The organism is Methylobacterium sp. DB0501, assembly GCF_011043735.1.
Taxonomy (GTDB): domain Bacteria; phylum Pseudomonadota; class Alphaproteobacteria; order Rhizobiales; family Beijerinckiaceae; genus Methylobacterium; species Methylobacterium alsaeris.
Genome location: NZ_JAAKGV010000021.1, coordinates 116706 through 129375 on the forward strand (window position 1 = coordinate 116706; position 12670 = coordinate 129375).

Below are 12670 nucleotides of genomic sequence, written 5' to 3' on the forward strand. Positions count from 1 at the left end.
CTTGTGGAACAGCAGGGAAGGGGCGGGGCATCAGGCGCGCTGCCCGTCTCGGTGACCCTGACGGGTGAGGATCCCGAGGAGGCCCGACGGCACGAACAGGATCACGGCGAGCGCCGCGGCCGAGACCACGAAGGTCGAGAGCGAGCCGAGGGGCCGCAGCAGCTCGCCGGCGGCGATCAGGAATACCGCGCCGAGCACGCCGCCGACGATGGTGCGCCGCCCGCCGAGCACCGCCCCGATGATGACCTGGACGCCGACCGAGACGTCGACCAGCGTGCCGACCGAGGCGGTGCCCATGTAGAAGACGAACAGCGCGCCCGCGAGGCCCGAGAAGACCGCGCTGACGCAGAACGCCGCGAGCTTGTGCTTGGCGACGTTGAAGCCGAGCGCGCCGGCCTCGACCGGGTCCTGCCCGCTCGCCTGGAGGATCAGGCCGACCGGCGAGACCGCGATGGCGTAGAGGATGAGCCCGCTCACCCCCATGAAGCCCAGCGCGATCCAGTAATTGGTCGCGGCGTCGATGCTGATGACGTCGGGCACCGTCAGACCGATCTCGCCGCCGGTGGTGTCGGCGAAGACGACGATCAGGTTCTGCAGGATCAGCACCGCCACGACGGTGGTGAGACCGAAATACGGGCCCCGCACCCGCAAGGCGGGAAGCGCCAGGACGAGGCCGCCGATCACCGCCGCGACGGTGCCGGCGAGCAGGCAGAGCGGGATGCCGACGCCGTGGCCGTTGAGGATGCCGGCGGTGTAGGCCCCTAAGCCGATCAGGAAGGTCGGCCCGAAATTGACCTCGCCGGCAAAGCCGAACAGCAGGTCCCAGGCCATCGAGAACACGCCGAAGTAATAGGCGACGGTGAGGAGCCCGAGGATGTAGCCCGAGACCCAGAGCGGCAGCACGCTGGCGAGCGCGAGGCCGATCAGGCAGAGCCAGAACAGCGGATTGCGGAAGGTCTTGGCGAGCATGGGGCCTCTATTGGACAAGAGTGCGGCCAGGCGTCAGCGGCGCCCGAGCAGGCCCTGCGGGCGGACATACATCACGGCGACGAGCAGCAGCAGCGCGGGGATGGTCCGGTAGGCCGGGGAGACGAGGTAGGCGGTGAGCGTCTCGAGGTAGCCGACGACGTAGGCCGCGATCAGCGAGCCCGAGACGCTGCCCAGGCCCCCCAGCACCACAATCGAGAAGGCGCTGGCGGTGAGCGGGCCGACGCTGTAGCTCGACACGCCGAGGAACTGGCCGAGCAGGACGCCGGCGATGCCGGCGAGCACGCCGTAGATGATCCAGATCGCCACGTAGATCTTCGACAGCTCGAAGCCGAGCAGCGTGACGCCGCGGGGGTTCATGGACGCCGCGAGCAGCACCTTGCCGGTGCGGGTGCGGTTGACCAGGAGCCAGAGCAGCCCGATCGTTGCCCAGCACACCACGGCGGTGAAGACCTGGTTCCACGGCGTGCGCACGCCCGCGATGGTGACCACGCCCTCGACGATCGGCATCACCGTCTTGGCGTTGCTGGTGAACAGGTAGGCGATGAATTCCTGGATCATGATGCCCCAGAGCAGCGTGCCGGTGAGGATGAAGATCTCCTTCTCTTCCGGCGGGATCGCCCGGGACTTGTCGATCGGGCGGACCACGACGCCATAGGTGGCGAGCGTGAGGAGCGTGCAGACCGCGACGCCCGCAGCGGCGCCGGCATAGGAGCCGAGGCCGAACTCGCTCGATGCCGCCCAGGCGACCACCGCGGCGGTGACCATCAGCGCCCCGTGCGAGAGGTTGAGCACGCCCGAGACGCCGAAGATGAGGGTGAAGCCGGTGGCGCCGAGCGCGTAGAGCGCCGAGATGGCGAAGCCGTCGATGAGGATCTGGATCGCGGTCATGTCGCTCGCGGGGAGTGAGGAGGGGGCGAGGCGCGCCACTCCCGAGCGGGCTGACGCATCCACACATCGCCGGATGAAGCGCGGGTCTTCCCCTCTCCCCGCGGGCGGGAAGAGGGCCGAGCCCCCGTTCAGAGGGCTCGGCAAGCCCGTAGCGCGAGGGTGAGGGGGTGTTTTCGGAGGAGTCTCATTCGTCAACACCCCCTCACCCTCGGCTGCCGCCTCGCTTCGATGACGACAAGGTCATCGAAGCCCTCTCCCCGCCCGCGGGGAGAGGGGAGAAGCGCGCAACCCGGTGCGCCAAACTGCAAGGTCAGGTGGTGAGACGATCCCGCACTCGCGGGATCAACCTCAGTTCGCCGCCGTCCCGGCCTTGACGAAACTCGGGAAGGTCATCGTCCCGTTGGCGACGGTCGAGGGCCAGACCGCCAGCTGCTTGCCGTCCTGCCACTGCATCATCATGCCGGAGACGAGGCCCGGGCCGTACTTGATCGAGTGGGTGAACTCGTCGTCCTTGCCGTAGAACTGGATGCGCCCGAGGGTGCCCTCCCAGTCGGTCTTCTCCAGCGCGTCGACGAGCTTGTCGGGATCGGTGGAGCCCGCCCGCTTCACCGCGTCGGCGATGTAGTAGACCTCGTCATAGGCCGTGTAGCCGGCATAGCCCGGATAGCTGCCGTACTTGGCCTTGAACGCTTCCGCGAAGGGCGCGGTCTTCGGCGTGACGTTGGTGCCGGGGGCTGCGAACATCTCGAACAGCACGCCCTCGGTGGCGCCGTTCGTCTCCTTCCAGAAGGTGGAGTTCGTCGCCTGCGAGGCGATGCCGACCATCGGGATCGGCACCTGCTGGCTGCGCCACTGCACCGTCGGCTGCACGCCGACATGCGAGATGCCGGTGACGATCACGTCGGGCTTGGCGCCCTCGATGCGGCTGAAGATCGGGTTGAAGTCGGTCGTGCTCGGCGAGAACCGGATATGGTCGAGCACCTTCAGCCCGACCTTCGGCAAGCAGTCCTTGTAGCCCTCGTCGAGGGGCTTCGTCCACGCCGCGTCCTCGCTCATGATGACGGCGGTCTTCATCTGCCGCCCCTCGACCAGGATCGCCTTGGCGGCGTCGCAGACCGCTTGCGACTGAGCCTTCGAGGTCAGGTAGCCGTGGAAGGAATACTTGTTGCGGGCATAGTCCTTGTGGACGTTGAGCGGGATCTCGTTCGAGGCCGCACCCGGCGTGATGAAGGGCAGCTTGAGCCGGGCCGACCAGGGCTGGAGCGCCAGCACCACTTCGCTGATGTAGCTGGCGATGACGACGTGCGCCTTGTCCTCGCTCGCCGCGCGCTGGAAGGCGCGGACCGAGTCGGCGGCCGAGCTCTTGTTGTCGTAGGTGATGATCTCGATCTTGCGCCCGTCCATCCCGCCCTTGGCGTTGATCTCGTCGGCGGCGAGTTGCGCCGCCTGGGGGATCGAGGCCCCGGCGATCGCCTGCGCCTCCGCGATCACCGCGATGCGGATCGGGTCGGCGGCCTGAACGGTTGAGAGCGAGGCGTTGGCGGCCAACAGGATGGTCGAACCAAGCAACGCGCGGACGAGCCGCCGCCTGGCGACGGGTGCGCATTCCAGCATGACGTTCCCTCTTCCGGCCGCTGTTTGATTGATGGCGTCGCGGCTCGGAGGGAGAGTGTAACGGCAGTGGGATCGATCACAAGATGCTGATCGCAGGCTTGAACGATGGACCCGCGAGCCATCGCGTGAGCGCATGGCTGCGGACCATCCCGGTCACCCGACGGTCGCCGGCACCCGCCACGGCGTCTCCGCCGCCGCCCTTGCCTCGTAGGCCGCGATGGCGTCGGCATGTTCGAGGGTCAGGGCCACGTCGTCGAGCCCCTCGACGAGGCAGCGCTTCTTGAACGGGTCGATCTCGAACGGGACCGCCGCGCCGTCCGGGTCGGTCACGGTCTGGGCGGGCAGGTCGACCGTCACGGCGGCGCCGGGCTCGGCCGCGAGGCGGGTGCGCAAGGCCGCCACCGCCTCCTCGGGCAGGGTCACGGTGAGGAGCCCGTTCTTGGCCGCGTTCGACGCGAAGATGTCGCCGAAGCTCGGGGCGATCACGCAGCGGATGCCGCCATCGACCAGGGCGTAGACGGCGCCCTCCCGCGAGGAGCCGCAGCCGAAATTGCGGTCCGTCACCAGGATGCCGGCCCCGGCATAGGCCGGTTCGTCGAGGGGCACCGCCTCGCTGCGCCGGCGCTCGTCGTGGAACAGGAAGTTGCCGTAGCCGGCGCTGCGCGGCTTCTTGAGGAAGCGGGCCGGCAGGATCTGGTCGGTGTCGATGTTGGCGACCGCCAGCGGCACCGCGACGGCCTGGAGGGTGGTGAAGGGCTGCATGGTCAGCGGCTCCCGAGCCGGCGGATGTCGGTGAGGCGGCCGGTGACGGCGGCGGCGGCGGCCATGGCCGGGCTCATCAGGTGGGTGCGGGCATTCGGGCCCTGGCGGCCCGGGAAGTTGCGGTTGGTGGTCGAGGCGCAGCGCTCGCCCGCCGGCACGAGGTCGCCGTTGATGCCGACGCACATCGAGCAGCCCGGCTCGCCCCATTCGAGGCCGGCCTCGCGAAACACCTGGTCGAGCCCTTCCGATTCGGCCTGGCGCCGCACCGGGCCGGAGCCGGGCACGACGAGGCCGGGCACCAGGGCCTTCTGGCCGCGCAGCACGCCTGCCGCGGCGCGCAGGTCCTCGATGCGCGAATTGGTGCAGGAGCCGATGAACACCCGGTCGATCGCGACCGATTCGAGCGGCATGCCGGGGGTGAGGCCCATATAGTCGAGCATCGCCCGCATCTGCCCGGCCTTGGTGGGATCGGATTCCGCGCCCGGATCCGGCACCCTTTCGGTGACGGGGAGCGCCGTCTCGGGGCTGGTGCCCCAGGTCACGGTGGGGGCGATGGCGCTCGCGTCGAGCGTCACCTCGCGGTCGAACCGGGCGCCCGCGTCGCTGGGGAGTTGCCGCCAGGCCGCCACCGCCTCGTCGAACATGGCGCCCGCCGGCGCGTAGGGCCGGCCTTCGAGGAAGGCGAAGGTGGTGTCGTCGGGGGCGATCATTCCGGCCCGGGCGCCGGCCTCGATCGACATGTTGCAGATGGTGAGACGCCCTTCCATCGACAGGCCGCGGATGGCGCTGCCGGCATATTCGAGCACGTGCCCGACCGCGCCGCCGGCACCGATGACGGCGATGATCGCCAGGATCACGTCCTTGGCGGTGACGTGGGGGTCGAGCACGCCGTCGATGCCGACCCGGAGGGTCTTGGGCCGGCGCTGCCACAGGGCCTGCGTGGCCAGCACGTGGGCGACTTCCGTGGCGCCGATGCCGAAGCCGAGCGCCCCGAAGGCGCCGTGGGTGGAGGTATGGGAGTCACCGCAGACGATGGTGAGGCCCGGCAGCGTCAGGCCCTGCTCCGGTGCGAGCACGTGGACGATGCCCTGCGCACGATCATCGAGGCCGAAATGCCGGATGCCGTGCCGGCCGGCATTCCGGGCCAGCGTCGAGACCATGTTGGCGATCTCGGGGTCCGGGATCGGCCCCTGGCGGTCGCGGGACGGGACGTAGTGGTCGGCGACAGCGAAGGTCAGGTCCGGGCGGCGGATCGGGCGGCCGGCATGGTCGAGCATGCCGAAGGCGTGGAACGAGCCCTCGTGCAGCAGGTGCCGGTCGATGGCGAGGAGCGCCTGCCCGTCGGGACGGGTCGCCATGACGTGGGCGTCCCAGACCTTGTCGAGGAGGGTGCGGGGTTGCGGGGTCATCGGGCGTCCTCCGTCTTGTTCATTGGATTGGGAATGGGAGATGAGGGATGGTTGCGATCCGGTTTTGGCGTTTCAGCGAAACGGGAGAGAAAGCGTTCGCATCGCTGTTGGAAATTCTATTTCCAGGCGAAAAACTTCCTCCCGGTCCTACATGGCAGGTCTGTCCGGGACCATGAGACGATGCGGGTTTCTCCTCTCCCCGCCCGCGGGGAGAGGGGGATAACCCGCGCCGGACTGGTCGAGTGCGAGGCCGCGACTCGCGGTCACCTGCTATCCAGCTCCCATCGCCCCCGCCGCCTGCCCGGCGATGCGCCCGAGCGCGACCGCCGCCAGGAGCCCGTTGCCCGAGAGGTACCCCCCGGGCCCGGTCCCCGAGACGCCGCAGGCGGCGCCGCCCGCCGCGAACAGGTTCGGGATCGGCCTGCCGTCCGTCTTCAGCACCCGCGCGTCGTCGTCGACCACGAGCCCGCCCTGCGTGTGGAACAACGCCCCGGTCACCCGCACCGCCCGGTAGGGCGCGGTCAGCGCCGGCACGCCCGCGAACGAGCGCCCGAAGGCGTCCCGCCCACCCGCGGCTTTCAGCGCCTCGACCTCCGCCAGCGTCCCAACGAGCGCCGCCTCCGGCAGGTGCAGCCGCGCCGCCAGTTCGGCGATGGTCTCCGCCTCGACGATCGCCCCGGCGCTCTCGGCTCTCCGAAAGTCCTCGAACTGGCGGGCGATCCCGGCGATGCGCGCGTCGAACACCGTGACGACGCTGCCGCCGGGCTGGCGCAAAACCTCCGCCGCCTGCTCGGAATAGCCCTTGCTCTCGTTCGAGAAGCGGCGCCCCTCCGCGTTGACCTGGAACCCGCCCTCGGTGACCGTGGCCCAGGTGATCAGGATGCCGTGCGGATGCGCCACGGAGCCGTGGCCCTGGTGGCCCGAGAGGTGGCGGGTGGCGGCGCCCAGGGCCTCGCCCCAGAGCAGCGCGTCGCCCTGGTTGCCCTCGTGGCCGAAATAGAGCGCGCCGGCGAGGTCCGGCACGTGCTGCGCCACCAGGGCCTTGTTACCGCCGTAGCCGTTGCAGGCGAGGACCAGGGCGCGGCAGGCGACGCGCTCGCGCGAGCCGTCGGGGCGCACGAGGCCGAGGCCCCGGATCGCGTCGCCGTCCCGGTAGAGCGTGTCGACCGTGGCATCGCACAGGATCGGGATGCCGGTCTCCTCGACCGCCCGGGCAAGCCGGTCGACCAGTTCCTCGCCCGACCGGCTCGGCAAGCCGTGCATGCGGTTCGCCGAGTGGCCCGGATAGCGGAAATCGGTGATGACCGAGAAGGGCAGGCCGTGCCGGTGGCTAAGCCATTCGAGGGCCGGACCCACGCTTCCGGCGAGGCGTGCCACGAGGGCCGGATCGGGCTCGTTCTTCGCCTTCGCCATGATGTCGGCGGAGAACAGCTCCGGGCTGTCCTCGAGGCCCGCCTCGCGCTGCCAGCGCGTGCCGGGGGCCGGGACCAGCCCGGCCGAGAGGGCGGTGGATCCGCGGGGCACGGGATCGCGCTCGATCACCAGCACCTCGGCGCCGGCCTCGTGGGCGGCGAGCGCCGCCACCAGCCCGGCCGCCCCGGCGCCGATCACCGCCACGGGAACGTCGATGTCGAAGGTGGTCCCTTCCGCGGGCTCGACTTTCATGCGGACAGCTCCGTCAGGATCTCCGCGACCGTCGCCACCCGGCAGACCGGCTTGAGGGCGTCGATCGCGGTCTGGTGGACCGCCGGCGTGAAGGCCGCGCAGGCATCCGACAAAACCGTGACCGAGAAGTCGCGGACATGGGCGTCGCGCACCGTCGAGGCGACGCCGCCATTGGTGACGATGCCCGACACGATCAGCCGCTCGATCCCGGCCTTGCGCAGCACCCATTCGAGCCGGGTCATGTAGAAGGCCGAATAGGCGACCTTCTCGACCGTGAGGTCGGCGGGCTGGAGTTCGTCCACGAGGGCATGGCCCCAGGCGCCGGGCAGGAAGTCGCCCTTCCTGAGGAACGGCCGCAGCTCGCGCAGGTGGGGCGAGATCATCGGCTCGCCGCCCTTGCCGGGCACCAGGGTGAAGTGGGTCGAGACGATGAACCCACCCCGTTGCCGGATCAGTCCGGCGAGGGGCCGCACCGTCGCCGGCACAGCGGCGATCTCGGGCGCGGTCTGCCCCGCCCGGCCGTAGGCGCCGTCCGGGTGAAGGAAGTCGTTCTGCAGGTCGCAGATCAGGAGCGCCGTGCGCTCCATCGGGATCGGACCGTGGCTCATGCGGGCTCTCCCGTGCGGGTGACCACGACGTTGCCGAGCCGGTCGACCCGGGCCGTCAGGTCGGGATCGACCACGGTGGTCGCGTCCGGCTGCTCCAGGATCGCCGGTCCCGGGATCTCGGCGCCGACGGGGAGGGCCAGGCGGGCATAGACCGCCGCCTCGTGCCAGGCGCCGGAAAACCAGACCGGCCGGCTGCCGAGGCGGGCAGAGTCCAGCGAGGCATCGGCACCGGGCGCCAGGGCGGCGAGGTCGAAATGCGGCCGCCGCCCGATCGCCGCGGTGCGCAGGTTGACGATCCGGGTGCCGAGGCCCGGCAGCAGGCGGCTGAACGAGGTGCGGTAGGCCGCCTCGAACGCCGCCTGGATGATCGCCGTGGTCACGCCGGTGGTGCCGTTTTCGACGGTCACCGGCAGGGCCACCGCGACGGTGTGGGTCTGGCCGACATAGTGCATGTCGAGCTCGAACACCGTGTCGATGCGCGAGACCGTGAGGCCGGCGGCCTCGACGACCTCGCGGGCGGCCTGCGCTTCCGCCACCATGCGCCGGTCGAGGGCGGCGGCATCGAGGTTCGCCAGCGACAGGTTGAGGGTCTGGACCTGATCGTGCCGGATATCGGCGATGACGCAGCCCAGCGCCGAGGTGACGCCCGGATAGCGCGGCACCAGGGCGCCGCGCAGGCCCACATCCTTGATGAGTGCGCCGACATGCAAGGCCCCGCCGCCGCCGAACGGCACCGCCGCGAACTTTTGCGGGTCGTGGCCGCGCTCGATCGAGACGAGGCGGATCGCGCCGGCCATCTTGCCGTCGGCGACCCGCACGATCGCTTCCGCCGCCGCCATCACGTCGAGGCCGAGCGGCGCGGCGACGTGCTCGTGGATCGCCGCCTTCGCCGCCTCGACGTCGAGACGCTTCAACGCCCCGCCGATCGGCCGCTCGGCGTTGATGCGCCCCAAGACCACGTTGGCGTCGGTCAGCGTCGGGCGGGTATTGCCCTGGCCGTAGCAGACCGGGCCCGGCCGCGAGCCGGCGCTTTCCGGCCCGACCTGGAGCAGGCCGCCGGCATCGACATGGGCGATCGAGCCGCCGCCGGCCCCGATCGTGCTGATCTCGATCATCGGCGTGCGGATGACGAGGCCGAAATCGATCGTGGTCTGGGCCGCCAGGGCCGTCTCGCCCTCGACCACCAGCGACACGTCGAAGGAGGTGCCGCCGAGATCGCCCGTGATCACGTTCGGGAAGCCGGCCTCCTTGGCGATGGCCGCCGCCGCGATCACGCCGGCCGCGGGCCCCGAGAGGGCGGTGCGGACGGGAAGACGCCGGGCGGTGGCGGTGGACATCACGCCGCCGTTGGACTGGACGATGTGGAAGCGGCCGGAAAAACCTTCGGAATCCAGCGCCCGGTCGAGCTTGCCGAGATAGCTGCCGACCACCGGCTGGAGATAGGCGTTGAGCACCGTGGTCGAGGTGCGCTCGAACTCGCGGATCTCCGGCAGGATGCCCGAGGACCGCTCGACATTGGCGTTCGGCCACACGGCACTCGCCGCTTCGAGGGCGACCCGCTCGTTCTCCGGGTTGGCGTAGGCGTTGACGAAGCAGATCGCCAGGGCCTCGGCGCCGTCGGCGAGAAGCGCGCGGGCGGCCTCCGCCACCTGGGCCGGATCGACCGCCTGCCGGATCGTGCCGTCGGCGAGCGTCCGCTCGTCGACCTCCAGGCGGAGGTCGCGATCGACGACGGGGACGAAGTCGCCCCACAGGCCCCAAGTATGGCGCCGGTCGCGGCGGCGCATCTCCAGCACGTCGCGGAATCCGCGCGTGGTGATGAGGCCGATCCGGGCGCCCTTGCGCTCCAGCAGCGCGTTGGTGCCCACCGTCGTGCCGTGGACGATCGAGGCGAGCCCGGCGACCGGGCCGAAGCCCTTCAGGCCGGCGAGGAAGCCGACCGCCTCGTCGCCGCGGTTCGACGGGACCTTGCCGGTCTGGAAGCGGCCGGCGGCCTCGTCGTAATAGAACAGGTCGGTGAAGGTGCCGCCGACATCGACGCCGACGATGGCACGGGGGGTCATTGCTCGTCTCCGGTCGTCAGGTCGTAGTCGCGGGCGGCGGCCTCTCGGCTCACGTAGCCGAGGCGCAGGTCGCGTTGCAGGGCCTCACGGTCGCGTTCGGCCGGGTGGCCGAAGCCGCCGCCACCGGGGGTCTCGAGCCGCACCCGCTCGCCGGCCCTGATCCGCACGTCGGTGACCTTCGAGACCATCGGCGGGCTCGCCCAGCCTTCCGGCGCCTGCCAGGCGAAGCGGTTCAGCGCCGCCGAGTGCCCGCCCTTGACGCCGAACGGCGCCACCTTGCCGCGCTCGCCGAGCAGGAACACGTCGGCATCGGTCAGGGTCTCGATCTCGTAGACGGCGCCCAAGCCCCCACGATGGGCGCCCGCCCCGGCGCTGTCGGGGCGCAAGGCCCACTGGGTGAAGACCACCGGATAGGCCGCCTCCAGGATCTCGACCGGCGGGATCGTCGCGGTCGAGATCGGGTTGTTGGCGTGGCTGAGGCCGTCGGTCTCGGGGTTGCCCCCGAGGCCGCCGCCGAAGAACGAGAACATCACCCAGCGCGAGCCGTCCGCCCGGTGGCCGGCGAGCGAGAGCGCGTTGATGGTGCCGAACGGCGCGGCGGTGGCCCGCTCCGGATCGGCTTCGGCCAGGGCGCCCAGAACCACGCCGATCAGCCGCAGGATCGTCTCGGTGTAGCCCGCCATCGGCTTCGGCGCACCGGCCCCGAGCAAGGTCGTCTCCGGCACCGTGAAGGTGATCGGCCGCAGGCAGCCGGCATTGGCCGGCACCTCGGTGAAGATGTGCTTCAGCGCCACGTAGCAGGCGGCGACGGTGGTGGCGTACGAGATGTTGATCGGCCCTTGCGCGGGAGCCGACGAGCGCGAGAAGTCGAGGACCATGCTGTCGCCCTCGATCGTCAGGTCGAGGGCGATGGTCAGCGGCTCGTCGACGATGCCGTCGTTGTCGAGCACGTCCGAGAAGCCGTAGGTCCCGTCGGGAAGCGCCCGGATCGCGGCGCGCATCAGCGCCTCGGCCCGGTCGGAGAAGGCCGCGAAGGCGGCATCCACCGTGGCGTCGCCGTACTCGTCGAGGAGGGCGGTGAAGCGGCGCTCGCCGAGGTCGAGGGCGTTGAGCTGGCCGTTGAGGTCGCCCCAGTTCGAGGTCGGCACCCGGGTATTGGCCGCCAGGATGTCGACGAGGTCCTGGTTCAGGCGCCCGGCGGAGAACAGCTTCACGGGTGGGAAGCGCACGCCCTCCTGGAAGCTCTCCGTGGCCTTCGGGTTGTAGCCGCCCGGCACGTTGCCGCCGATATCGAGCCAGTGGCCGACCGAGGCGAGCCAGCAGAAGAGCTTGCCGTCGCGAAAAACCGGGCGGACGAGCCGGAAGTCGTTGAGATGGGTGCCGCCGCTGTAGGGATCGTTGAACAGGAACGTGTCGCCGGGCTCGAGGCCTCCTTCGCGCTCGACCTTGGCGATCACCGCCTTCACCGCGAAGGCCATGGCGCCGACGAAGATCGGCAGGCCCTTGGTGCCCTGGACCAGGGTGTCGCCGGTGGTCGCGTGGTAGAGGCCGTGGCAGGCGTCGCGGGCCTCCGCGATGATCGGGTTGAAGGCCGAGCGGTAGAGCGTCGCGTCCATCTCGTCGGCGATCTGCTCCAGGCGGCCCTTCAGCACCGCCAGGGTGACGGGATCGATCGGGGTCATTGTCCCGCTCCCTCGTAAGCGCGGCCGCGGGCGAGCATCTCGGGCGTGCCGATGAGCGCGTTGAGTTCGCCGAAATCGAACATCCGGTCGGCGAACGGGGTGTTGGTGCCGGCCTTGGCGAGCGAGCCGTAATAGGCCTGGGCGGTGCGGGCGAGGGCCCGGACGATGCCGCCGGGGAAGATCACCAGGCGGAAGCCCAGCGCCCCGAGATCGGCGGCGGAGGCCAGCGGCGTGTCGCCGCCTTCGACCATGTTGGCGAGAAGGGGCCGGGTGGTGCCGAGTGCCTTCGTCACCTCGGCGAGCTGGTTGGCCGAGCGCGGCGCCTCGACGAACAGCACGTCGGCGCCGGCTTCCGCATAGGCCTGGGCCCGCTCGATGGCGCGCTCGAAGCCCTCGACCGCCACCGCATCGGTGCGGGCGACGATCAGGGTCTCGGCGCTGCGGCGCGCGTCGAGCGCCGCCCGGACCTTCCCGACCATTTCCTCCTTGCCGATCAGCGTCTTGTCCTGGAGGTGGCCGCAGCGCTTCGGGTAGCTCTGGTCCTCGAGCTGGATCGCGCTGGCGCCGGCCCGCTCGAACAGCCGCACGGTGCGCTCGACGTTCAGCGCGTTGCCGTAGCCGTTATCGGCATCGACCACGAGCGGCGTCGCCACCCGGTCGCGCACCAGGGTCACGGTCTCGGCGACCTCGCTCATCGAGACGAGGCCGATATCGGGCCGCCCGAGACGGGTATAGGCGATGGCCGCACCCGAGAGGTACAGGGCCTCGAAGCCCGCATCCGTGGCGAGGGAGGCCGTGAGGGCGTCGTAGACGCCCGGTGCGACGAGGACGCGGTCCTCGGCGAGACGGGATTTCAGGGACATGACGCGGGGTGTTCCTCGTTCGGTTTCATCGCATTCGTTCGAGCGCGCTTCTCCTCTCCCCGCGGGCAGGGCACCTCTCCTCCCCCTTGCGGGGAGGAGCCGGAGGTGGGGGTGGTGCCGGATGAA

The 12670-nt window shown here is 70.6% G+C and carries 10 protein-coding genes; all 10 read right to left on the minus strand.

Features of this window, described 5'->3' with window-relative positions:
- Window positions 1–30: 30 nt before the first annotated feature.
- A complete protein-coding gene (locus tag G4G93_RS27040; RefSeq protein WP_165088911.1) occupies window positions 31–969 on the minus strand; it encodes a branched-chain amino acid ABC transporter permease in 939 nt (312 codons plus the stop codon).
- Window positions 970–1002: 33 nt separating this feature from the next.
- Window positions 1003–1878 (minus strand): branched-chain amino acid ABC transporter permease, encoded by an 876-nt coding sequence (locus G4G93_RS27045; protein ID WP_165088914.1) that lies wholly within the window; start codon window positions 1876–1878, stop codon window positions 1003–1005.
- Between the two features lie 348 nt (window positions 1879–2226).
- Complete coding sequence (locus G4G93_RS27050) at window positions 2227–3492, minus strand: ABC transporter substrate-binding protein (RefSeq protein ID WP_165088917.1); 1266 nt, start codon at window positions 3490–3492, stop codon at window positions 2227–2229.
- A gap of 153 nt (window positions 3493–3645) precedes the next feature.
- Complete coding sequence (gene leuD / locus G4G93_RS27055) at window positions 3646–4254, minus strand: 3-isopropylmalate dehydratase small subunit (protein ID WP_165088920.1); 609 nt, start codon at window positions 4252–4254, stop codon at window positions 3646–3648.
- Window positions 4255–4256: 2 nt separating this feature from the next.
- Window positions 4257–5663: a 3-isopropylmalate dehydratase large subunit gene (leuC, locus tag G4G93_RS27060; protein WP_165088923.1), complete on the minus strand. Its 1407-nt coding sequence runs from the start codon at window positions 5661–5663 to the stop codon at window positions 4257–4259.
- Window positions 5664–5933: 270 nt separating this feature from the next.
- The gene (locus G4G93_RS27065) at window positions 5934–7328 is read right to left on the minus strand and encodes an FAD-dependent oxidoreductase (RefSeq protein ID WP_165088926.1); all 1395 of its coding nucleotides are present in this window, start codon (window positions 7326–7328) and stop codon (window positions 5934–5936) included.
- On the minus strand, window positions 7325–7936 hold the full coding sequence (locus G4G93_RS27070) for a cysteine hydrolase family protein (RefSeq protein WP_165088929.1): 612 nt from the start codon (window positions 7934–7936) through the stop codon (window positions 7325–7327). The genes G4G93_RS27065 and G4G93_RS27070 overlap by 4 nt, the downstream gene beginning before the upstream one ends.
- Entirely contained in the window at window positions 7933–9999 is a 2067-nt protein-coding gene (locus tag G4G93_RS27075; protein WP_165088931.1) for a hydantoinase/oxoprolinase family protein, read from the minus strand. The genes G4G93_RS27070 and G4G93_RS27075 overlap by 4 nt, the downstream gene beginning before the upstream one ends.
- Window positions 9996–11681, minus strand: a complete 1686-nt coding sequence (locus tag G4G93_RS27080; protein WP_165088934.1) for a hydantoinase B/oxoprolinase family protein — start codon at window positions 11679–11681, stop codon at window positions 9996–9998. The genes G4G93_RS27075 and G4G93_RS27080 overlap by 4 nt, the downstream gene beginning before the upstream one ends.
- Window positions 11678–12544, minus strand: coding sequence for an oxaloacetate decarboxylase (locus G4G93_RS27085; RefSeq protein WP_165088936.1), 867 nt, complete (start codon window positions 12542–12544; stop codon window positions 11678–11680). The genes G4G93_RS27080 and G4G93_RS27085 overlap by 4 nt, the downstream gene beginning before the upstream one ends.
- Window positions 12545–12670: the final 126 nt, after the last annotated feature.

Bases quoted from the DNA above. Each gene is read 5' to 3' on its own strand.
- G4G93_RS27050 (WP_165088917.1), bottom strand. From the start codon at position 3,492: ATGCTGGAATGCGCACCCGTCGCCAGGCGGCGGCTCGTCCGCGCGTTG.
- leuC (WP_165088923.1), bottom strand. From the start codon at position 5,663: ATGACCCCGCAACCCCGCACCCTCCTCGACAAGGTCTGGGACGCCCAC.
- G4G93_RS27085 (WP_165088936.1), bottom strand. From the start codon at position 12,544: ATGTCCCTGAAATCCCGTCTCGCCGAGGACCGCGTCCTCGTCGCACCG.
- leuD (WP_165088920.1), bottom strand. From the start codon at position 4,254: ATGCAGCCCTTCACCACCCTCCAGGCCGTCGCGGTGCCGCTGGCGGTC.
- G4G93_RS27075 (WP_165088931.1), bottom strand. From the start codon at position 9,999: ATGACCCCCCGTGCCATCGTCGGCGTCGATGTCGGCGGCACCTTCACC.
- G4G93_RS27070 (WP_165088929.1), bottom strand. From the start codon at position 7,936: ATGAGCCACGGTCCGATCCCGATGGAGCGCACGGCGCTCCTGATCTGC.
- G4G93_RS27065 (WP_165088926.1), bottom strand. From the start codon at position 7,328: ATGAAAGTCGAGCCCGCGGAAGGGACCACCTTCGACATCGACGTTCCC.
- G4G93_RS27040 (WP_165088911.1), bottom strand. From the start codon at position 969: ATGCTCGCCAAGACCTTCCGCAATCCGCTGTTCTGGCTCTGCCTGATC.
- G4G93_RS27080 (WP_165088934.1), bottom strand. From the start codon at position 11,681: ATGACCCCGATCGATCCCGTCACCCTGGCGGTGCTGAAGGGCCGCCTG.
- G4G93_RS27045 (WP_165088914.1), bottom strand. From the start codon at position 1,878: ATGACCGCGATCCAGATCCTCATCGACGGCTTCGCCATCTCGGCGCTC.